This is a genomic window from Seleniivibrio woodruffii (assembly GCF_004339245.1).
Lineage (GTDB): Bacteria > Chrysiogenota > Deferribacteres > Deferribacterales > Geovibrionaceae > Seleniivibrio > Seleniivibrio woodruffii.
This window is the reverse complement of record NZ_SMGG01000004.1, coordinates 1-22,525: the sequence shown is the minus strand read 5'-3', so window position 1 is coordinate 22,525 and position 22,525 is coordinate 1. Positions and strand designations below refer to the sequence as shown.

The 22,525-nt window shown below is 49.5% G+C and carries 20 protein-coding genes; 2 read left to right on the top strand and 18 right to left on the bottom strand.

Translation table 11 applies throughout. From position 1 onward, the window contains the following. Positions 1–92: 92 nt before the first annotated feature. Together C8D98_RS06170 and C8D98_RS06165 are read right to left on the bottom strand one after the other, a co-directional pair. On the bottom strand, positions 93–2,966 hold the full coding sequence (locus C8D98_RS06170; RefSeq protein ID WP_132873056.1) for a hypothetical protein: 2,874 nt from the start codon (positions 2,964–2,966) through the stop codon (positions 93–95). Between the two features lie 104 nt (positions 2,967–3,070). Continuing rightward, a complete protein-coding gene (locus C8D98_RS06165) occupies positions 3,071–3,847 on the bottom strand; it encodes a carbon-nitrogen hydrolase family protein (protein ID WP_132873054.1) in 777 nt (258 codons plus the stop codon). A gap of 149 nt (positions 3,848–3,996) precedes the next feature. Here C8D98_RS06165 and C8D98_RS06160 point away from each other — a divergent pair, with 149 nt between their 5' ends. Continuing rightward, a complete protein-coding gene (locus C8D98_RS06160) occupies positions 3,997–4,293 on the top strand; it encodes a hypothetical protein (protein ID WP_132873052.1) in 297 nt (98 codons plus the stop codon). Here the strand turns inward: C8D98_RS06160 and C8D98_RS06155 are convergent. The 3 genes from C8D98_RS06155 to C8D98_RS06145 form a co-directional block, all read right to left on the bottom strand. Then, on the bottom strand, positions 4,227–6,839 hold the full coding sequence (locus C8D98_RS06155; protein WP_132873050.1) for a PEP/pyruvate-binding domain-containing protein: 2,613 nt from the start codon (positions 6,837–6,839) through the stop codon (positions 4,227–4,229). The genes C8D98_RS06160 and C8D98_RS06155 overlap by 67 nt on opposite strands. 93 nt (positions 6,840–6,932) lie before the next feature. Next, the gene (locus tag C8D98_RS06150; protein WP_132873048.1) at positions 6,933–7,271 is read right to left on the bottom strand and encodes an ArsR/SmtB family transcription factor; all 339 of its coding nucleotides are present in this window, start codon (positions 7,269–7,271) and stop codon (positions 6,933–6,935) included. A 151-nt stretch (positions 7,272–7,422) separates the two neighbouring features. Continuing rightward, positions 7,423–7,791, bottom strand: coding sequence for a response regulator (locus C8D98_RS06145; RefSeq protein ID WP_132873046.1), 369 nt, complete (start codon positions 7,789–7,791; stop codon positions 7,423–7,425). Between the two features lie 211 nt (positions 7,792–8,002). Between C8D98_RS06145 and C8D98_RS06140 the strand changes: the two genes are divergently transcribed. Further along, a complete protein-coding gene (locus C8D98_RS06140; protein ID WP_132873044.1) occupies positions 8,003–9,958 on the top strand; it encodes a putative bifunctional diguanylate cyclase/phosphodiesterase in 1,956 nt (651 codons plus the stop codon). Here the strand turns inward: C8D98_RS06140 and C8D98_RS06135 are convergent. The 13 genes from C8D98_RS06135 to C8D98_RS06075 all read right to left on the bottom strand — a co-directional run bounded on the left by C8D98_RS06135 (position 9,942) and on the right by C8D98_RS06075 (position 22,140). Further along, entirely contained in the window at positions 9,942–11,333 is a 1,392-nt protein-coding gene (locus C8D98_RS06135) for an MATE family efflux transporter (RefSeq protein ID WP_132873042.1), read from the bottom strand. The two genes, C8D98_RS06140 and C8D98_RS06135, sit on opposite strands and share 17 nt — an antisense overlap. A 210-nt stretch (positions 11,334–11,543) precedes the next feature. Next, positions 11,544–12,080, bottom strand: a complete 537-nt coding sequence (locus C8D98_RS06130) for a hypothetical protein (RefSeq protein ID WP_132873040.1) — start codon at positions 12,078–12,080, stop codon at positions 11,544–11,546. Continuing rightward, positions 12,043–12,627, bottom strand: coding sequence for an HD domain-containing protein (locus C8D98_RS06125; RefSeq protein WP_132873038.1), 585 nt, complete (start codon positions 12,625–12,627; stop codon positions 12,043–12,045). The genes C8D98_RS06130 and C8D98_RS06125 overlap by 38 nt, the downstream gene beginning before the upstream one ends. After that, a complete protein-coding gene (locus tag C8D98_RS06120) occupies positions 12,611–13,912 on the bottom strand; it encodes a phenylacetate--CoA ligase family protein (protein ID WP_132873923.1) in 1,302 nt (433 codons plus the stop codon). The genes C8D98_RS06125 and C8D98_RS06120 overlap by 17 nt, the downstream gene beginning before the upstream one ends. After that, positions 13,909–14,634, bottom strand: a complete 726-nt coding sequence (locus C8D98_RS06115; protein WP_132873036.1) for an ABC transporter ATP-binding protein — start codon at positions 14,632–14,634, stop codon at positions 13,909–13,911. The genes C8D98_RS06120 and C8D98_RS06115 overlap by 4 nt, the downstream gene beginning before the upstream one ends. Continuing rightward, the gene (locus C8D98_RS06110) at positions 14,627–15,379 is read right to left on the bottom strand and encodes an ABC transporter ATP-binding protein (protein ID WP_132873034.1); all 753 of its coding nucleotides are present in this window, start codon (positions 15,377–15,379) and stop codon (positions 14,627–14,629) included. The genes C8D98_RS06115 and C8D98_RS06110 overlap by 8 nt, the downstream gene beginning before the upstream one ends. Continuing rightward, on the bottom strand, positions 15,372–16,307 hold the full coding sequence (locus tag C8D98_RS06105; RefSeq protein WP_132873032.1) for a branched-chain amino acid ABC transporter permease: 936 nt from the start codon (positions 16,305–16,307) through the stop codon (positions 15,372–15,374). The genes C8D98_RS06110 and C8D98_RS06105 overlap by 8 nt, the downstream gene beginning before the upstream one ends. Continuing rightward, positions 16,304–17,167: a branched-chain amino acid ABC transporter permease gene (locus tag C8D98_RS06100; RefSeq protein WP_132873030.1), complete on the bottom strand. Its 864-nt coding sequence runs from the start codon at positions 17,165–17,167 to the stop codon at positions 16,304–16,306. The genes C8D98_RS06105 and C8D98_RS06100 overlap by 4 nt, the downstream gene beginning before the upstream one ends. A 159-nt stretch (positions 17,168–17,326) precedes the next feature. After that, positions 17,327–17,758 carry an ACT domain-containing protein gene (locus C8D98_RS06095; RefSeq protein WP_132873028.1) on the bottom strand — a complete coding sequence of 144 codons (432 nt, stop codon included), beginning with the start codon at positions 17,756–17,758 and terminating at the stop codon, positions 17,327–17,329. Positions 17,759–17,768: 10 nt separating this feature from the next. After that, positions 17,769–19,070, bottom strand: coding sequence for a phenylacetate--CoA ligase family protein (locus tag C8D98_RS06090; RefSeq protein WP_132873026.1), 1,302 nt, complete (start codon positions 19,068–19,070; stop codon positions 17,769–17,771). A 77-nt stretch (positions 19,071–19,147) separates the two neighbouring features. Beyond that, positions 19,148–20,839 (bottom strand): ArnT family glycosyltransferase, encoded by a 1,692-nt coding sequence (locus C8D98_RS06085; RefSeq protein WP_132873024.1) that lies wholly within the window; start codon positions 20,837–20,839, stop codon positions 19,148–19,150. Then, positions 20,787–21,434 (bottom strand): lipid-A-disaccharide synthase N-terminal domain-containing protein, encoded by a 648-nt coding sequence (locus C8D98_RS13895; RefSeq protein WP_132873022.1) that lies wholly within the window; start codon positions 21,432–21,434, stop codon positions 20,787–20,789. The genes C8D98_RS06085 and C8D98_RS13895 overlap by 53 nt, the downstream gene beginning before the upstream one ends. After that, entirely contained in the window at positions 21,421–22,140 is a 720-nt protein-coding gene (locus C8D98_RS06075; protein ID WP_132873020.1) for a glycosyltransferase family 2 protein, read from the bottom strand. Before C8D98_RS06075 ends, C8D98_RS13895 begins: the two co-directional genes overlap by 14 nt. Positions 22,141–22,525 lie beyond the last annotated feature (385 nt).

The following is a 22,525-nucleotide window of genomic DNA, read 5'->3' as shown; positions in this document are numbered from 1 at the left end:
ATTAATGTCAAATTATTGCAATATTTGTTAAGTGTTTTTAATAAAGAAGAAATGGGGACATATACCAAGCATATGTCCCCTTTGATTGACTGTCAGTTTGTACCCGTAGATGAGTTAAGATACATAAGACTTATATTCTGCGCACCGGTCGCCTGAATTGATGTTTCGGAGGAGGAGCCCTCTTCCGTGGGGGTGAATGCGTTCACTTCATAGTCCGATATGGCAAACGTCACGCCGCCCGATGCGTTCAGATAGAGCACAGGAGTGATATCCTCCGGTTCAAAGAACTCCATGGAACCGTCCGCCGAAACGTTAAACACCTTGTTTGCGCCGTATATCAGCACCGAATCAAGGGGTGCCGGCATGATTTCATTGGGGGTGACCAGAACAGGCAGGGATTTCACCCAGACCAGATTCTGCGTCAGGCTCATTTTCACCAGCAGAATTGCCGCATCTCCGGTCTGAGGCATTTCATATCCCCTGCCCAGAAGATATACATAGTTGTCGGTCACGGCTAATTTAGTGCCGTAGCTTGTGTACTGCATCTGCGAGTCAACGGGCATAACGGTTCTCTTGTTTGAAACTGTAAGGCCGTACTGCATTGTGTCTTCGGTGAGGTCGCCGTCGACCTTTGCCACCTGCATATGTTTGACACCGCTGATTTCCAGAGCATATGACATCCAGACCGAACCGGAGGATGACACCGCCATGTCAAAGCTGTCCGCTGTGACGTTCTCAAGAACCGTTCTCGAATCTATGTGGGCAAGACTGTCGCTGAACACCGACAGACAGTAATCTGCAGTTGCGGAAGCGGGAGCCGCCTTTCTTTCAGTGAGCACCACTATTCTGTTCTTCGGCTTATAAACACCTATCTTAAGGGGGCGGATGCTGTCGCCGTCACTGCTGGAAAGCCTTACGGCATTCTGCACAAGACCGTTTGCGGCGGATATCCTTATAAGGTCAGCACGCTCAAAGCCAGCATCTATTCCCGTCAGCAGAAGCACTATCTCGCTTCCCTCGTTAACTAACGCCATGTCTGTGAAACTGCCCGATATATGATAGGTATCAAACGCATTCACATAGTTTTTCACCCATCTGATCGTCTGCAGATCGGGTGATATCCTCATGACGGTGGCTCTTCCCGTGCCGTATAATCCGGCAAACATGAAGATGTCGCCATCGGAATCCACCAGAGTTTTTGCATTGAACAGCCCGTTCTGATAGTAGGCGTATACAATGAGTCTGGAGATAACTGAAGGAGTACCTTCGCTGAATGTGGTGTTCATAATGATGGGGTTATATGCGTTGCTGCCTGCAGAGCTTAAGTCTGACGAGGAGACAAAGGCCACGCTTGAAAAACCGGATGCCGCACCTGCGCCTTTAATATCAGGATAATATGTCTGGCCGCTGTAATCCTGAGTGTAGAGAGCGGAAAAACCGTTTCCAAGGATTCCTGCGCCGCCGCCGGGTTCTGTGCCGATTGTATCCAGAATATAGTCATAGGGCATATATATGCTGTATGCCCTGTCTTTGCTGTCGTATGCTGTGAAAATAAAGATGCTTGTGTCGCTGCCCTCTTCGATATCATTGAAAAAATCGTCAAAGAGGAACGAGGGTGAGTAAATGGATATTCTTGACTTTCTTATCACATGTTCATAATTGACTATCCCCTCGAAATAGAACTCAAGTCTTCTGACCCAGCTGGGGAGCTGGAGATTGAACCTTACGGTACTGCCCTCACGAACAGGTGTCACCACGGGAAACTCGGCCGATTCTATCTCTCCGAAGGTATATCCGCCCAGAACACGGAAACTCTCAGTCTCTGTGTGCGGCGGGTCTGCATATTCCCTGACGGCAAAGCTAACCGCCGTGTCCTGCGCAAGACTGCCCGTAAAGGGGATTATGTTGCTGTTGACCAGAGAGACCCACTCGGACGTCGGAGAAAGATAGGTACTGTTTGAGTAGAGCAGCCCGTCGCTGTTTTCAAAAGTTTCCGACAGAACAACGGGTGACGTCTGGCCTGTTTCCTGAACCTGCGGAACGGAAACGGTCACTGTTTCAATATCTGAAAAATACTGATTCTGATTGTAATGTAATGAAAGACCTGCGATCTTCTGAGGCTGTTCCCCTGCGGACTGCGGATAGAACTCCGCCATCTGCGGACGGGCTTTCAGACCGTATTTAAGGCCGTTGCCCGCTATCTTCCAGCCTTCTGCCTCACGGACAAAACGGATGTCGTTAAAGTCGTATGAACCGTCGGTATAGATGAACTTAACCAGATATCCGGCGTTCTCCTCAACTTCTTCAGCTGTCTGTGTTCTCGCTGTTTTGCCGCTTGCGCTTCTGTCTCTGCGGATCAGGGATATGCCGGACAGGGTGTCGTTGCTGTATCCGAACTCGGCAGTCATTGAGCCAAGGAGTCTGTATACAAATTCGGAGCGGTCCATTCCGTTGTGCATGGTGAAGTTATACGCAACGGCATCCTCCGCCTCGGTGGTGCTCAGAGTGCCTTCCGCCGCCTTGGAGAATATCTCGAAGGCCATGTTTTCCACTGCGTATTTCTCGCCGAAGGTGCACTCCAGAACAACGTCCTCAGTGGCGTTGGGCATTATCTGGGCTGTGGCTCCGCCGAAGCAGACCATCGTGTCGGCATAGTCGTAGGCTGAAACGCTGAAATTATATGTTTTTCCGGCCTCAAGCCCCTCTATGAGTATCTCTTCATTGTTCTCTATCTTGTCCATGACCTCAATGGTCTCGTCCGGTGCTTCAAGGCCGTAGCCAATCACAACCGAGCCGATGAGGGTGTTACCCACCAGAAGACGGCTCATGGATTTATTACGCTGTTTCTGGATCTGTTCGATATCAACATTGATCTTAACGGCATATTTCGACTTTGAGGCTGTGGTTCCGCCTCCGCAAGCAACGATCATAACGCATAAAAATGCATAAATAAGCAACCTGAACACGGTAATCCTCCGCATGCAAATAAGTCTATGGCATGATAAGTATAGCGAAAGGAATCCGCCTGTTCAATTAAACTTGTGTTTGATTCATGTGTAATTTCACACAATTAAAATATATCTGACAAATTATCCAGACACGGAAGGATTTTTCTGGTCTCTTTGACCTTTGCAGTGTCGATTTCTGCAAAAATAACCGTCTCATCCTCGCCCGCCTCAGCCTCGATGAGGCCGAAAGGGGAACAGACGGCGGAATGCCCCGCGAAACTGCCCTGACAGATGTCGGCACAGGCGGCATAGGCTGTGTTCTCCAGCGCACGGGCGGCAAGGAGCGTTCTGAGGTGCTCTGTCTTGTGTGCGCCCGAATACCATGCGGCGGGTATAAGGAACAGCTCCGCACCTCTGAAAACAGCACTGCGGAACACTTCCGGAAAGCGCAGGTCATAGCATACCGCCAGCGAACATTTTACGCCGTCAACATCAAACACAGGAGGAAGCTCGCTTCCGGCTTTCATATCATCGGACTCTCTCACAGAGAGAGCATCGAAAAGATGGAGTTTGCGGTAGACCGCCTTTGTGGTTCCGTCAGGAGCTATCACCAGAGCGGTGTTGAACACTCTGTCGGTTCCGCTATCCTCCCAGACGTTTATGCAGACGTGAACCGAAACCGCCGCACAGGCTTTGCGCACAGCGGAAACAAACTCACCCGATCCGATATCCTCGGCAAGCTCTCTCAGGCTCCCGCCCGCAGCTTTCAGCCCCATGCAGGTTTCCGGAAACAGCATCAGCCCGCATTCTCTGCCGTATTTTTCTATGGCTGATAATATATTGTCAAGGTTCTCCCTTTTTGTCTGTCTGTGTTTAATCTGAACAAGAGCGAGTTTCATATGTCACCGTTTCACAAGTCTTTGTTTGCATTATCGGTCAAAAGCTGATAAAAACCCTTGAAGTCGTTTCATGAACATCTATTGTTATGGAACGGCTTTAGCGTAAAGAATAACATGAAGTTATTATAAATCAACTATGAGGTGATATTATGGGCTGCTGCGGCGGAAACAACCATAAGGAAGACAAATGCGGATGCGAGAGCGACAGCTGCGCACCCGAAGAGACGATGAGCTTTGCTTTCAACCTTGAGAAATCAATGTTCGACGAGCTGAACGAAGCTGCGAAAACAAACGAAATGAGCTTTGAAGAGTTCATCTACAACTGTCTGGAAGTCGGTCTTGCCATCACAAGCGGCGAGCTGGCGCTCATCGATGCTAGTCAGCTTGAGTGCTGCGAAGACGATGAGGAAGGAGAGGAAGGCGGCTGCGGCTGCGACTGCAAGTAATACCAGGGCTGGATCTCACGATATATCGCAACCGTTCTGGTGCGGATATCCGTGACAAGTCTTAAGGGCTTTTTGGAGAATCTGAAGTATCCGATAACTTTTTCGAGACCTTCAGGTTCTTCAACTGCCTTGCGGAGCATGTTCACCGCTTTCGGAATGGTTTCATCCATCATAAAATTGGTCTTATCTTCAAGCACACAGATATAGGTTATCTTCGATTCAACAACCTCGTGGAAAAAGTGCGTTCCGTATGACATCTCAGGCACAAGCCCACGCTCTATCCTGCCTATCTCCAGAATGGCCTTCATTCCGTCGATATCCGAAAAAGCAACGGGAACACCCAGCGAGGTGACGCTGGAACCCCATCTGCCGTATCCCATAAGAAGGCTGTTGTACCCCTTCTCCTTTATACGGTTGTTCAGGATGCCGATTATCTTTGCGCACTCCTTCTTCTGCTCCGGCGGAAGCGCAACGTATTCCTCCCAGTTAACATATACAACGGTATCGATGAGAATGGAGTTGTTGCCGCCGAGGAAAGTTCCCTTGGCTTTGAACACGGTATACTCGCCCCTGCCCGCCTTGTTGTCCTCGTCGCTTATCCTCTGCACCTGCACAGGTCTGCACTGGAGCAGGTTTATGAGGAACCGCTGATCGTCCTGAAAGTTTATGGTGAACTCTATCTCCACGGGACTGCTGTATTCCCCTTCAAGGGTTTTGAGAACTTCTGAAAGTATTTTTACGACGGCGGTCCTGTTTATCACATGATCCAGATCCACCATCCACGAATAGATATTCTCGCCAGTGGCCTTGTATACCTTCTTTTCGGTCTCCATGTCTCTGGCGGCGATAACGTTCAGCGAGGGTTTGAACTGACAATCGTGGAGGTCTGAGGGCTTCAGTTCCCTGACCCTGTTGGTGACCGTGTCCACCACGTCTATCAGCCTCTGGCTGTACAGCCTTTTGTTCTCCGCACCGGGCATGGGATTGTCGTTGGGACGGTTAACGGCTATCATTCTGGCATAGTCCGTTCCGGAGCGGCTGACGGCTCTGGTTCCCAGACCGGCAACCATCCTCAGAAGTCCAGATTCGGGATCTATCTTTTTGTCCCATACGAATGAGTTGTATGAATGGCCGACTCCTGCGACGTGCGGAAGGAAATAATCCCCCTGATAAACGCCTGAAACCCTCTGGATTATCACCGACATGATGTCGGCACGGCCTATCAGTCGGGACATTTTGCGGTAGCTGTCCACCTCACGGTTGAAGGTGCTGGCAAAAACGGCCTTAACAACGTCCGCAAGCTGACTGAGCATCTGGGAGTCGTCGCCCGTCAGAATGCAGAACCGGCTCTCATATTTTCCGGCATATGAGCTTTCGAAGCTGTCCTCCTGATGGGAGCTTGAGCGCACTATTATCGGAAAATGACCGTAATAATCCACCAGATCCTCAAGACGCTCCAGAATCTCCGCAGGCATCTTTCCGTTCAGCACCAGCCTGTGGAGTCTGCGGCTCTTGTTGCCGTCCGGCTCATCGGAATATGACTTATATTCGTCCCATAAACCGTTATATATCAGATATGTATAGAATGCATCGGAACCGAGGAAGAAGCTGTCGTCGGCCTCGGCGAAATATTGAAGAAGATGGGGCAGTTTCTGACGGATTATCTTTCTGGCGATGAGCATACCCGCCGCCTTGCCGCCTATGAAGCCCGAACCGATGGTGCGCTTGCGGATTATCTTCATCTCTTCCAGAGTGAAGTTCTTTGCCGCCAGCTCCTGAATCCGCTCGTCCATGCCCATCAGAACACGGCAGAGTTTTTTAACCGCATCCTCTCCGTCTGCGTTCTCGTCGCCGAGGAAGAGGTTGTCCAGACAGGTGAAATACTGCATATCGCTCCGTCTGTCCGGCGGATTCTGTATTTCAAGAGCCTCAAGGGTGTCGTGTATGGGTCGCACGCCCTTTTTGGTCTCCATTATGTAGGGTTTATACATGGCCGCAGACTGCCTGTCCTTCGCCTTTCTGGGCACCAGACAGTGTCTGCCGATGTTGTCGCGCATAACACGCACCGTCACTGTGGACACCTCGGTTATCTTTCTGGAGGTGAACTGCCGGTGGCATTTTCTCTGAACAGCCGTGAATGTGGTGAGTCTGCGCATCTTCGCAAAATCCATGATCAGCTGATACGCATATCCGATGAGCCAGTCGGAACCCCAGAAGCCCATAAGCTCTGTGAGGCAGTCCATCATGATGATGTCGCCGTCCTCAACGTTCATAATGTAGCGGGAGCATTCATCGACAAAGTGTTCGAAACCCTCAGCGGGGTCGACGTGGAAACGGACAAGTTTGTTCGATTTTGAATCTATCTTGAAGCTCTGACAGAAGCCTATGAAGTGAAACCTGCCGCCGAAGTCCTGCAGGTCAGAGAGCAGAACCTCAACTATCTGGCTGTAGCTTTGGGGATTTTCCATCTGAAAAACAACACTGTCGCCCTTGCGCAGTCCTCCTGCCAGGGTGACGATGCCGCTGCCCGTCAAGCGTCTGTTCAACTTAACCTCTGTGTTTTATTATAGAAGCCATCTCAGAAATACATTATATACGCCCGAGATGACTTCCGCAAGACTCACTGAGTGTTTCGGGTACTAATGTTCGGCGCAGTTCTTCGGATTGATGTACTTCAGTTTCTGAGCATCCTCTGCAACGGTCTCATCGGACTTCATTCCGCTCACCGTCACATTGACGATATCTGCTATGAACGTGTTTTTCTTGTTGAGACTGTAGATTATCCATCTGCCGTCCTTTTTCGACGTAACAAGTCCTGCGTTGCGCAGAACCTTCAGATGCGACGAAATTGTGGACATGGAAATATTCAGAACCGCATTGATCTCGCACACGCAGAGATCTCTGACCCCCAGCATGCAGACTATCCTGAGCCTGTTGCCGTCTCCTAGTGCTTTGAAAACTTCGACCTTCGAATTCATGGGATCCCACCTTAGAAAAAAATAATTTCGACGAATGTTAACGAGTTAACTATCTAATAAGCGAAACAAAATAATCATAACCCCAAAATAGTCAAAAATCAAACTATATAGGCAAAAAAAAACCACAATAGGGAAACGATAGGCTAAAGCGTTAATCGTAGAGGTTTGATATTGCCTGGAGGAGAAGTTTTTTGTTCACGGGTTTAAATACAACCGCATTAACATCTTCAAGACATTCGGTTTCGTTTCGGTAGGCTGTTGTGACGATTATAGGGACGTTCTGATTGAGCTTGCGTATGTGGGATATCATTTCAAACCCGCTCATTTCCGGCATTGAGAGGTCTGTAATGACGATATCGGGGGCTTCGGAGCTGAATTTTTCCAGCCCTTCCCTTCCGTCTGCGGCAATAACAATATTTTTAAAATATTTGGAAATCATTCTGGATGCCATTTCTCTGGTAATGTCATCATCTTCAACATAAAGAACTTTGAACTCTTTCAGTTTTTCCAATGAATCCATCTGCAACCTTCTGTTATCTCCGATATGTCATGAACGGTATTATACATAATTTAAACTAAGAATAAAGGGCTAATGTCCCCGCAGGGCTTTGAGCCTTTAAAGGGTATTTTACCATATTTTTAAATCAGATTATTGAAAATTTGCTTAAGAACTGATAGACTCCGGTATTATTTTTTTGCGGGAGCCGACAATTTACAGTTCTATAAGTATAATGACTCTTTTCGAGGATGCTCAGCACCCCGTTCTTCTGCTGGATGACGACAGCTTCATCTGTCTTAACGAAGCCGCAAAGACCCGCTTCGGCAGAGGCGGAATGAACGGACACCTCACTCAGGAGATAGCTGACTTCCGGATGTCTGAAAACACAAAATCATCATTCAGCAAGAACTGGCTTTTACCCGAAGGCGAAATTTCATTTGAAGTGAGGCTTAAAGCGGTGACAGAGGACAAGCGGAAAATAATTCTGGAATTTGCCGATACCAACGATGCGGAAGAGCTAAAAAACTCGCTCTTTTTCATGCAGTCGATGCTCGACTCCATGCCGAACCCCGTATTTTATAAGTCTCCCGACGGCAAATATATGGGTTGCAACAAGATGTTCGAAAGATACATCGGGCTGTCAAAAGAAGAACTCACCGGAAAGACCGTTAAAGAGATAACCCCGCACGACTGGAAATATCAGTGCGCCAGAACCGACATGCAGATTCTGGGCACAGGACAGCTGAAACCCTATGAAAGCGTCATGACGATGCCCGACGGCACTGTCAGAAACGTTATCTTCTCAAAATCCCTTCTGAAAAATGAGGACGGGGCAACCGACGCCATAATCGGAACCATTCAGGACATAACCGAGAGGAAAAAGGCCGAAGAGAAGATAGAACGCCTCGCATATTACGACACCCTTACCGGACTTCCCAACCGCCAGCTGCTCCTTGACCGCATAAAGATAATGGTGGAACACTCCAGACGGAACGAAGAGAACTTCGCCGTGCTCTTTCTGGACGTTGACCGCTTCAAAAACATAAACGACACGCTGGGACACTCCACAGGCGACCAGCTGCTGATAAACATCGCAAACATCCTTAAAACCAACGTCCGCTCCTGCGACACTGTCGCAAGGCTCGGCGGAGACGAGTTCGTCATAGTCCTTACGAACGTTGACGAAGCAACGGTAAGCCACATTGCAGGCAAGCTGATGAACATGCTGGGAAGACCCCAGTTCGTCAGCAGCCATGAAATATTCTCCAGCCTCAGCATCGGCATCAGCATGTTCCCCGCAGACGGTGCGGACGGCGAAACCCTGCTGAAAAACGCAGACATGGCTATGTATCAGGCTAAGGAACAGGGACGCAACAACTTCCAGTTCTTCTCAGGCGAGATGAACAGCAGAATGGTGAACAGACTCACAATGGAGAACGACCTGCGCCACGCAATGGACAGGGACGAGTTCTTCCTTGAATATCAGCCCCAGTTCAGCATGGAGACGGGCAGAATGTTCGGCGTTGAGGCGCTTCTGCGCTGGTTGCAGCCGGAAAAAGGTCTCATGCCCCCCTCATCCTTCATATCCCTTGCCGAAGACACAGGACTTATTCTTCAGATAGGCGAATGGGTGCTTCTGCGTGCATGCTTCCAGAACAAAGAATGGGAGACAATGAGCGGAGAGAAGATAATCACCTCGGTGAACATTTCCGCCGTTCAGTTTAAACAGAAAAACTTCCTGAGCAGTGTGCGCAACATACTGAAAGTAACGGGATGCGACCCCGCATCCATTGAGCTGGAACTGACCGAAAGCGTTCTGATGACAGACGTTGAAAGAACCACTGAAACCCTGAAAGGACTGAAAGAGATGGGGCTTAAGCTCTCCATTGATGATTTCGGTACAGGCTATTCGTCGCTGAACTATCTGCGACATTTCCCCATAGACAGGCTGAAAATAGACAGATCATTCATAACCAACATAATGAACGATCAGGACAACGCCGCCATCACCCGTGCCATAATCGCAATGGCAGAGAGCCTGCGCCTTAAGGTCACGGCGGAAGGAGTGGAGCTTGAGGACGAGCTGGAAACCCTTCGCAGCTTCAATTGCCACGATATACAGGGCTTCCTGCTCGCAAGACCCTCATCTCCTGAAACCATCAAACAGCTGATCAATGTGAACCGCTGATAACCTTTATCTCACGCCACTTCCCGCTGCGGTAGCGCAGAAGAAGAAGCACAGGAATCGAAAGGAACATAAGCACCAGAGCCAGCCATGCAACCTCAAGCGACGTGTTTATAACGTGCAGGCAGACATAAAGGATACCCGCAAGCACCCAGGTTACCCCTACAGTTATCCACATTGCCATGTAGGTGTCCCCAGCCCCCCGCAGAGAGCCTGCCAGAACAACTATCAGAGCTTCAACAATAACATATATCGATGCCGTGCGAAGCATGAACACAGCCAGTGCCCTTGAGTTCTCAAATGCCGGATCGTAATGTTCGGGACGGAAAACGTCCGTCAGCATCAGCGGGAAGAACACGAAAAAGAAGGTGATGACCACCGAATATATGGTTCCGGTCTTAAGCCCCGAGATCATCGATTTGTGGGCTATGTCCGGTCTGCCCGCTCCCATGTAGCGTCCGAATATACTGGTGACCCCTATCTCAAGCCCCATCAGGGGAACGTATGCGACGTGATCCCAGTTGAAAGTTATTGTGACCGCCGCCGCAGTTTCCGCACCTCTGGCGTGGAACATGAATATCATGGCGGTGAACGCCGTCAGCCCCATGAAGAACTCCACTCCCGCCGGAAATCCGAATTTCAGCAGTTTCTTAAGTATCACTCCGTCGTAGCGGAACGAAACCTTAAGATTCATGTCGTGGCATTTCGCATATCTGATGTATGAATATATCAGCACCAGAAGTGCGCAGAAGCCCCCCGCCAGTGTTCCGTATGCCGCACCGGCAACCCCCATAGGCTCAAAGCCCAGTTTGCCGAATATAAGCACATAGCTGAACGCAACGTTCAGTATCATGGCTGTGAAAGAGGCGAACATCACCACACGTGAGCTGCCCACACCGATGAAAAATCCCGCAAGAGCCGAGCGCACAAGCATCAGCACCGAGCCGTACATCAGAATGTCGTAATACTCGTACTGATATTTAAGCTGCCCCTCCGAAAGTCCTGAGATGCCGAATATATAATGCCCCAGCGGCAATGACACCGCCAAAAGCACAGGATATGCACACAACGCAGTCAGAAGTGCCTGAAACGTCACCGTAGGGCATTTCTCCTTCTGCCCCGAGCCAAGATACTGCGCCGTTATTGCAGTTGAATATCCCAGAAGTCCGAAAAAGAAGGATATGGCTGTGAACATAAAGAGGCCGCCGCCCATTGATGCACTCATCTGCTCCGCACCCAGACGGGACAGGAACACTCTGTCGGTAAAGACCATTATGGTCTCGCACCCGTTAGATATCACCATAGGCAAAGCTATGGATATCATCTCACGCACACCGCCGCTTCTGGCGTGTACGATAGAATCATTACTGGTTTCCAAAATAACACCTTAAAAATAGTATACGGTTGTTAAAAACTAAGATCGCCTTGAAAAGTGACTTAAAATCAGAAAAGATCAGATGAGAGGGTTTGAACTATTCCGGTTTCTAATCACGAAGATAAGAGCACGAAAATACAATCATTTTGCCCACCTCCGGTAAGATCTGGAAAATATACTCCTTCAAATTTTAATTATCAAGTCAAAAATTTATCATGAAAACAGTGCGGGAATAAGCGAAATGAACAGAAAAACGGCAACGACGACTATTCCGGAGCGGAAATATCCGTATCCCCGTATCCTGCTGTAGGCATAGGTCACAAGGCTGAGATACCATGCGAAATAGAGCGGATGGAAGTATTTGACGTATTCAGAAGGCACAAGAAAAGTGAGCGGCAGGAAAACAGCCATAATCTCAAAAGCCATCATGACACGCAGAAATCCCAGAAAAACCGGGACTGTTTTCGGCATATAGAGGAAGAGCCCGCCGTAGAAGAACATGGTGAGAACCAGCCCCTCAAGGATATTTCCGGCGTTTTCGGGGGATATCTTTCCGTCCATGCCTATGTATGGAATGAAAAGACTGACTATGAACATGCACACCAGATTGAACATGTGCGCATTATTCAGAAAGACGGCATAAAGCGCCTTCTCGCTGAAGAAGATAAGCCGGAAAGACAGTGCCGCCGTGTGCAGCGGCGACGGGTGCCTTCTACCAGTTCTTGTTGCCTCTGCGCCAGTTTTCCCCACTGTTGTACCACCATTCATAATACATGCTGTCCAGAGCCGACTGCATAAGCTCTTTGCCTATTTCGGTCTTAAGCCTCTGAGATGCGGTTCGAATCCAGTTGTCCGCCTGCTGGTTGCCCTTGTCCTTCTGTTCTTTCAGAAAGAAGATAAGCTCCAGAGTGTCCGCATCCTTCGCCAGAATGGCTTCCTGCGACTGCTGGGCAGCGTATTCGTCTATTGTTTCGTTGACCTCCGGCTCGATGGCAAGCCCCTTAACCACATGGCTGAGAGCCTTTTCATCGTCCGAGGTCACATAGTTCTGCTGTAAATAATTCAAATCACCCGTGCGGGATTCCTCAAGGTCGTGAAACATGCACATTTTCAGCACCTTGTCCGCATCGCATCCGGTCATCTTCGCCATTGTATATCCTATCATGGCTGTACGGAACACATGGTCGGCTATGGACTGTGTGCCCGAACCAAGATAGTCCTGACCGGAACGCTTCATTGTCTGCAAAATGCCCAGCTCGTAAAAAAAGCCGGCAGCTCTGTCAGATGTTTCTTTCATCAACCACTCTTTTGGCTTTGCCTTCGAACCTTTCAAGGGTCTGTCCCATTACAAGGTTAACCTTCGGCTTGAACTGGAGAATCTTGGCGAGCTGATATGTCAGGTCTTCCAGAAGTTTCTTCTGCTTCTTCATTTCGTCGAAAAAGATGGCCTCGGTGGCCTCAACCTTGATCTCCATCTCGTCCAGAGCGCCCCGCTTGCGAACGAAGATCATGTAATGGGGCGATACGCCCTCAACCTTCGAAAGCGCTTCCTCAACCTGAGACGGGAACACGTTCACGCCGTTAACAATGAGCATGTCGTCGGTTCTGCCCTTCGCCTTTTCCATCTTTATGAGGGTTCGGCCGCAGGCGCATTCGTCTCTGTAGAGTCTTGTTATGTCACGGGTTCTGTATCTTATGAGGGGCATTCCCTCACGTTTAAGCGTTGTCAGCACCAGTTCCCCTTTCTCGCCCAGAGGCAGAGGCTGAAGAGTGGCGGGGTCGATTATCTCAGGGTAAAAGAAATCCTCGTTGATGTGCAGACCGTTCTTGCATTCGCACTCGCCGGAGATTCCGGGCCCCATCAGCTCGGAGAGACCGTAGTTGTCGAACGCCTGAACGCCCAGTCTGTTCTCTATTTCGTCACGAACCTTGTCACCCCACGGCTCACTGCCCAGAAGAGCTATTTTCAGGTTCAGTTTATCCTTTGTGATGCCCATTTTGTCCATTGTCTCCGCAATGTGCAGGGCATAGGAGGGCGTAGCCACCAGAACGGTGCTTCTGTAGTCCTCCATTATGGCAAGCTGTCTGGCCGTGTTGCCGCTGGAAACGGGGATAACGGATGCTCCGATGGTCTCCGCTCCGTAGTGAAGGCCGAATCCGCCTGTGAAAAGGCCGTAGGTGAAGGAGACGTGTACGATATCCTCTTTGGACACACCGCCCGCAACCATTATCCTTGCCACAAGGTCGTTCCACTGTTTCAGGTCGCTTGCGGTATAGCCCACTACCGTGGGTTTGCCCGTTGTGCCGCTTGAGGAGTGGATGCGCACTATGTCACGCAGAGGCACGGCGAACATGCCGTAGGGATAGTTGTCCCTGAGATCCTGCTTTGTGGTGAAGGGCAGTTTCGATATATCGGACAGGTCGCCGATTATATCGGGCTTTATGTTAAGCTCGTCAAATTTCTTACGGTAAAAGTCCACTTTGCGGTATGCTCTGTTGACGGTGGTCTGGAGTCTCTCCAGCTGAAAAACCTCCCTCTCCGCAACGGGCATGGTCTCTTCGTCTTTCTGCCAGAATTTCATCTCTCCCATTTTTCATTGTACTCCTTTCCGAGATATGCTCTTTTCACTTCATTGTCTCCGAGCAGCTCGGATGCCTTGCCCTGAAGAATGATGCGTCCGTTCTCCAGAACATAGCCCCGCTGGGCGTATTTCAGAGCCATAGTTGCGTTCTGCTCCACCAGCAGGATGGTAAGCCCGCCGGATGCCAGAACTTTCAGTTTCTCATAGACCTCTTTTATAACAAGGGGAGCAAGCCCCATAGAAGGTTCATCCATCAGTAGCAGTTTCGGCGATGTCATGAGCGCACGGCCGATGGCGAGCATCTGCTGTTCGCCGCCGGAGAGCATCCCCGCCGTCTGTGTCTGCCGCTCCTCAAGAACGGGGAACATCTCGAACATCTTTTGCAGGTTGGCCTTAACCTCGCCCGCCGGACGGGTGAAACCGCCCATCTCCAGATTCTCCCGCACGGTCATGTTGGCAAACACACGTCTGCCTTCCGGAACGATCGCCATTCCACGGCTGACTATCTTAGGCGTATTCGCCTTGGAAACGTCTTTGCCGTCAAATTTCACCGTCCCTTTGGAACGGCCTATTATATTCATTATACTGTTTAAAAGCGTGGTTTTCCCCGCTCCGTTGCTTCCGATAAGCGAAACGAACTCGCCCGGGGCAACGTGCACCGATACGTTCATCAGAGCTGCAACCGCTCCGTATGACACCGAAAGGGATTTTACCTCAAGCATCCTCATCCCCCAGATAGGCTTTCAGAACCTCTTTGTTCTCCCGTATCTCACCATAGGTTCCCGTGGCAATGACCTGACCGAAGTTAAGACAGACCACGAACTCCGCCAGAGACGAAATAAACTGCATATCGTGTTCCACCATGAGTATGCAAACCCCTGTGGACTGAATTTTCCGCACCATCGACGCCAGATTCTCCTTTTCGGCAAGGTTAAGCCCCGCCGCAGGTTCGTCCAGCAGAAGAAGTTTCGGGTTGGACATGACCGCCCTTCCCAGCTCAAAGTTTTTCAGAACGCCGTAAGGCACGCTGCCCGGCGTCATGTCGGCGTATTCCGTCACGTTGACGAACTCCATGCACTCTTCGATACGCCTTGTGGTCTCTTTCCAGTAGCCCCTGTTAAGCCTCAGCATGGTCTTAAGGGCAGAGGGTTTTTCTTTGCCTATGAAACCGAGATACATGTTCTCCCGAAGTGTAAGCTCAGGGATGATGTTCAGGTTCTGGAAGGTTCTGGATATCCCCTCCATAAAGACCTGCTCGGATCTGTAGCCTGTTATCTCTTTTCCGGCAAACTTTACAGTGCCCTCTTTCGGAGCCACAAATCCGGTGATAACGTTGAAAAGCGTTGTCTTGCCCGCTCCGTTGGGTCCTATGAGAGCGGATATACCCGTATCGGGCATGGTGAAAGTGACCCTGCTCAGCGCATGAACGCCGCCGAAGCTGACTCCTACGTTATTTATATCAAGCATTTCTCTTCACCAGCCTTTTCAGAGTTCCGGCTATGCCGCCGGGAAAGAACATTATCACAACGGCCAAGAGACCGCCGTAGATTATCATTTCGTACTCCTCGAAAGCGGAGAACACCTCAGGCACAAGGCCAAGGATGATAGCACCCGTAACACCGCCTGAGATATAGCCCAGACCGCCCACTGTCGCCATCGCCAGAAGCTCTACCGAGTATTTGAAGCTGAACGACACGGGGCTTATGAAATGGGTGTAAAAGGTGAATATGCCGCCGTTGAAAGCCGTTATTGCCGCCATGGCCGCAAAGACCGTTACCTTGGTTTTGGCGGGGTCTATGCCGTAGCTGCGGCATGCGCTCTCGGAGTTCTTTATGAATTTAAGTTTGTTGTGGAGGAACGACTTGTCGAACAGCTCGCACACAACCAGAAAGATCATGAAAAATATACTCATGAACACAAAGAACGACTTCTCGTCCATCAGGTCGTATTTACCGATGATGATGTCGCCGATGCCTACGAAGCCCGAAGGCCCGCCTGTTATGAAGTCCAGCTCGTTCATGAAGATATAGAGTATCATCCCCATTCCCAGTGTCGCCATGGCCAGATAGTGACCGTGGAGCTTGAGGATGGGGTAGCCCACCGCATATGCCAGAACAAAGGCTATTACAGCCGCTATGGGGAGGGTTATCAGCGGGTCTATACCATAGGTTGTGGAGAGCACCGCCGAAACGTATGCACCCAGACCGAAGAAGGCCGCCTGACCTATGGAGATGATTCCGGTGTAGCCCAGAAGTATGTTCATGGCCGTTGCGTTCACTGCATGGATAAGCAGAAGTGTGGCAACGCCGATGTAGTATTCGTTCTGCACCTGAGTGCCGATGTAGCCCAGAAGGCACGCCATAAGGATGATGTAGAAGAAATTAAGCTTTTTCATACTCTTTGCGCCTTCTTTTTGCCGAACAGGCCGTCAGGTTTCAGGAAAAGGATGAGCAGGATAACGAAGAACGCCATGGCATCCTTGTATCCGGAGGGGATAACACTGGCGGAAAAGCTCTCGAAGATTCCCAGAAGAAGTCCGCCCGCCACAGCCGCCCAGAAGTTGCCCAGTCCGCCCAGAATTGCCGCCGCAAACCCTTTCAGACCGATCATTATGCCGTCGTCATAGGTTACGAACGTGATGGGCGATATGATTATACCCGCAATGGCCGCCATTACCGACGACACCGCAAAGGACATTATCCGGACGTTGCGGACGCTTATTCCGCAGGTCTCGGCCGCCCTCTGGTCATCGAAACAGGCTCTCATTGCCTTGCCGTATTTTGATTTTTTCAGAAACAGGTTAAGCCCCCACGCAACCAGCATGGAGACGGCGATGATAAGTATGCTCTGGCTGGAGATAACCCCGCCGGGCATCTGAACGTTGACCACGGGGATGTAGTCGTCAACCCGAAGGCTGTCACGCCCCCATACGTGCATCGCAACGTCACGCATTATGATAGATGCGGCGATGGTCACCGTGATGAGGTTCACCTCTGTCTTATATCTGGACATGTGGATGAACACCCTTTCATACAGTGCGCCGATTATGAAGCACCCGATGAGGGTCAGAGGCAGAGCCGTGTAAAACGGAACCTCGAACATGCAGAACAGGGTATAGATAAGCATCCCGCCCAGCATGACAAACTCTCCCTGCGCAAAGTTTATCAGTCCCGTGGTGTTGTAGATGATGTTAAATCCCAGAGCCACCAGACCGTAGATACTGCCGCTGGTAAGCCCCGAATAAAGAAATTGCATTAATAACCGCCCGTAAATTTTTTAAAGTGTCATTGCGAACCTGCGCAGCAGGTGTGGCTTTTTGAGCTTGCGAAAAATGGCAAACTTGTTTTGCCTTCATCTCAACCATTAACGGATGAGACTGCCGCGCCGATGAATCGGCTCGCAGTGACGGAATAACTATATCCCGTAAATCTTAGCACCGGGAATAAGAGTGAATCCTGCTTCAAGAAGCTTTTCAACCGCTTTTTCGGTTTCGTCAAAGCGGAATATCATAATTGCCCTTTTGCCTTCCGGCTCAACAAAGGCATACATATATTCAACGTTTATCTCGTTTTTGCTGAGCGCACCGAGGATCTCCGCCAGCCCGCCCGGCTCGTCCTTGATCTCCACAGCCACAACTTCTGTGCGGCCTACGGTGAACTCGTTGTCTTTCAGAATCTTATAAGCCTCTTCGGGGTTGTTAACTATGAGCCTTAAGATGCCGAAGTCGGAAGTGTCAGCCAGAGAGAGCGCTCTGATGTTTATTCCGCTTTTTCCCAGAAGGTTTGTAACGTCGTAAAGTCTTCCCGACTGATTCTCGATGAAAACCGAAATCTGCTGAAGTTTCATAATACACCTCTCATAGCTTTCTTCTGTCCAGAACACGCTGAGCCTTGCCCTCGCTTCTGGCTATGGTCTTGTGCTCCACAATGCGAACCTTGCATGTGACGCCTATCATATCCTTTATCTCTTTTTCAACAGATCTGGAAAGTTCCTGAAGTCTGCTGATCCTGTCCATAAAAATGCCTTCCGCAAGCTCTATCTGAATCTCAAGGGTGTCAAGGTTGTCCACCCTGTCAATAATAAGCAGATAGTGGGGCGAAAGCTCCGCTTTGGTGACGATTATAGCCTCAACCTGAGACGGGAACACGTTCACGCCTCTGATGATGAGCATGTCGTCGCTTCTGCCTGTTACCTTGTTCATACGCACGAAAGAGCGTCCACAGCGGCAGGGATCGGTTATAAGTCTGGTGATGTCCCTTGTGCGGTAGCGTATAAGCGGGATGGCCTCTTTGGTGATTGTGGTGAAGACAAGCTCGCCCTCCTCTCCGGCGGGCAGAACCTCGCCTGTGTCGGGATTTATTGTCTCCACGATGAAGTGGTCTTCGCTGATGTGCATTCCACGCTTCTCTTCGATGCACTCATAGCCCACACCGGGGCCTATTATTTCGCTGAGACCGTATATGTCCACAGCGTCTATCTGCCACTTGGCCTCTATCTCCTGACGCATGGCCTCTGTCCATGGCTCTGCGCCGAATATTCCTACTTTAAGTTTAAGATCCTCACGCTTAACACCCTCCTCCACAGCCGTTTCATAGAGGCTGAGGGCATAGCTGGGGGTGCAGGATATGGCTGTTGAGCCGAAATCCTTAAGGAGCATGAGCTGTTTCTTTGAGTTTCCGCCGGAAATGGGGATAACCGATGCGCCGACCTTCTCCGCACCGTAGTGTGCGCCGAGGCCGCCTGTGAAAAGTCCGTAGCCGTAGGCATTCTGAAGTATATCGCCTCTGCCGACACCCGCCGCAGAAACAGTTCTGGCCATAAGCTCGGCCCATGTGTCGATATCTCTGGCGGTGTAGCCCACAACAGTGGGTTTTCCGGTGGTTCCGCTTGATGCGTGGATACGCACAACCTGCTCCTGAGGCACTGCGAACATGCCGAAGGGATAGTTGTCCCTCATATCCTGCTTATATGTGAAAGGGAGACGCTTAAGGTCGTCCAGCGATTTTATATCCTCAGGTTTAACGCCTGCTTTGTCAAACGCATCTCTGTAAAACGGAACACGATGATACACGTTCTCCACAAGCTGCTTGAGTCTTAAAAGCTGAAGTTTCCGCAGTTCATCCCGCGGCATGGTCTCATATTGCTGATTCCAGATCATGGCATGCTCCAATCTTTTTGTGGCGGTAGAAAAACTTAACAAGACGAGAGCGAAATGTCAAACCTATTTCAGTTTAATCAGGGTATATATCTGTAAAGTTCGCCGGAACGTATCTCGTTTCCGGGTCTTGTTCCCTTCCTGCAGAAATATGCCACTTTTTTGTCGCCTCTGTCCGATATCAGCTCACATTTGTCGCCTGTCAGCCCGATGTATCTGTCATAGTTCTTTTTATAGGTGAAGATGATGTATTCTTCCCGCTGATCCAGATAGCGCACCAGCTCCTGATTGTTGCGGAAATATATGTCTTTGAACTCCTCTTCGGTCTGAAACTGGGTCTCTCTTCTCTTGCCGAAGGATATGGGAACAACCCTGTCGGTGTAGAAACTCAGCGAAGGAGTGAATGCACTGTAGATAACAATGTCGTACTTGCCCTGAGGATCAAACTTTTTAATATCGTCTCCGGAGAGCCTGTAGCCTTTTATATAGGGACCGGAGAAGCACAGACCGCCGTATACAAGCAGTGTCACCAGAATCAATGAAACAGAGACCGTGAAGTGGTATCTCTGCTGAAACCAGTGTTTCTCTATGAAATACATGGTCAGTGTGCAGTAAGCCGCCGCACTGCCGCTTATGAACATCCAGTAGTCACGCAGATACTCAACGAAAATCGGGGTCGCACCGACAGCAATACCCACAACAAGGAAGATATAGCCGATCATGTTGGGAATAAGGGGTCTCTCAGCTCTGCCGGAGGCCAGAACGGCCATTATGGGGTAAAAGGGCAGGATATATGTTGCCAGCTTGCTTGCAGAAAGCTGGAAAACTATAAAAGGTATAAGCACATACATATATATCCATGCGCCGCCCTTAACAAATCGGGCGTTGCGGATGTTCGCAAAGAAATAGAAAAGCCACGGCAGGAAAGTTCCCAGAATCACCGCAGGAAAGAAATAGAAAGGCTGCGACCTGCTGAATCTCTCGGCATCGGCCACACGTTCAACCGTCTGGTCATAAAGGAAATAATGCAGAAGACCCTCGTTTGCGTTTATTACCGCCAGATACCAAGGGAGAGCGACACACACAAACACCAGAAGCATCGCCAGCCAGTCCCATATGCCGAACGCCCTTCTGTGTTCCCTGCTCACAAAGCACATGAAAACAAAGGGAAGCAGTGTAAAAAGGAAGATTATCGGCCCCTTGGTGAGGAATCCGAAACCGAAAAATATTCCGCAGAGTATGGCGTTTCTGATGCTTTTTGAGCCGTAGATCTGCTCAAACATATGTGCCAGAGCGGCAACCGTGAAAAACGTAAGGTATATATCAGTGGAAATGACACGGCTGACTATCAGAAACAGGAGCGACGACGAAAGAATAAGCACCGAAAGATCGGCCTTGTCCCTGTCGCCTGTCAGTGTGAAGGTCATTGCACGGGTATAAATGAGCGACATGACCGAAAAGACCGCAAGAAAGAATCTTGCGCCCAGTCCGTTCACTCCGAATATATCAAGCCCGAAGGCCGTCATCCAGTATGTAAATGGAGGTTTATGGAAATGCTTGATACCATTGTAAAAAGGCGTAATATAGTCTCTGTTGCGCAGCATCTCCCTGCCGATCTCAGCATAGCGGGCATCCGTTGTTTCCATGATGTCCAGCCAGAAGGCGGGCAGAAGAAGCACAACAAAATAAAGAACGAGGAACAGATAAAATCTGCTTCCCTCAAGCAGTCGGAGACTGTTTTTCAAGTTTGATGAAGTAAAGGTTTCTGACATAAATTAAAATTCCGACACTCTGACCGGCGATGAACACCGCATCATGTACCATAACTGAATATATTAGCAGAAGCACGCTTCCCGCCAGACTGAACCACCAGAACATGACAGGGAAAACACTCTTCTTGGCCTTTTCCGAAACAAGCCACTGAACAAGGAACCGGAGAAAGAACATTCCCTGCGCAACCATGCCCACCGCAAAGATGAAGCCTGTGTAGTGCACTTTGTCCTTTCTGGCCGTTTCAGGGAAGAAATACGCCGCAGCGGCAACCATTCCGAAGTATATCAGCAGAATGATCACCATCCAGAACCCGAACGAACGGGGTCTGGTTCCTCTCTCCTTCATAAGCAGAGAGATGTTTCTCATGTATATAATTGCGCCCGTTGACTGACCCAGAATAAAGACCGGATCTTTGACCAGAATCGCATATGTGAGCAGCATAAAGCCGCCCGCAAGGCTGAAATACCAGAAAGACATGGGCACTGCACTCTTTTTGTACTTTTCGGCGTAGAGCCATTGCAGGATGAAACGCATAAAGAACAGAACCTGTCCTGCAAAGCCGAAAACGATGAGTGCGGTGTTAAGAACCGACATTATTCTCCCTTATGGATATCTTGAGGTGACGTTTCTGCATCCAGCGGACGCATATGAGGTCGTAAAGAGCCTCATAGCCCCTTTTCAGGTTGGTATATTTTGAAACACCGGCATGGCGTGCCCTGTGGTTCACCTTCATCTCCACAACCTTTGCCCCCTCCATTCGCATCATGGCGGGCAGGAACCTGTGCAGTCCCTTATACATCTTCACACGCTTAAGCATGGAGGCACGCATAACTTTCAGCGAACATCCTGTGTCGTGGATATCCTCTTTAATAACGGCGTTGCGTATCCTGTTGCCGAATTTGCTTGCAAGTTTTTTGGAAAGGGTGTCCTGACGGTTCCATCTCCATCCGGTGACCATATCGTAATCACCGTAGAGCTTGAGCATTTCGGGGATATCCGCCGGATCGTTCTGCAGGTCGGCATCCATGGTGATTATAACATCACCCGTTGCATGCTGAAATCCCGCATAAAGAGCGGCAGACTGACCGCAGTTTTTCGCAAAGGCTATATATTTGACATGGCTGTCTTTTTCAGCCATTTTTCTGATTATTTCAAGGCTTTTGTCACGGCTGAAGTCATCAACAAAGATGATCTCATAATCTGTGCCTATTTTTTCGCAAACCGAATTTATCTGCTCATAGAGCGGGGCAAGATTATCTTCTTCATCATAAACCGGTATCACATATGAAATTTTTTCCATCAGCCATCCTGATTTCGTATAATTATTCATAGTATATGAACAAAAATTAGTATCACATTTACCGCATCTAGACAACTCCAAATAATATTTAGTTCATCCCGGAAAGTGTGGTTATTTTATGAGCACATCTGATGATTATATAATCAGCATTTATGCAAATGCTATTTCAAATCCCTATTCTTCGTATTAATGCTTTTGGCATGCGGTTTGCAATAACTTCACTGAATTAAATTACGGGGTGACATATGATAAAATCACTGCTAACAACGTTTCTCCTTATGGCTGCTACATTTTCGGCATTTGCCGATGAGGCGCCCGCACCCGACACAGGCGACACAGCATGGCTTCTTGTGTCAGCGGCTTTCGTTCTTCTGATGCTTCCCGG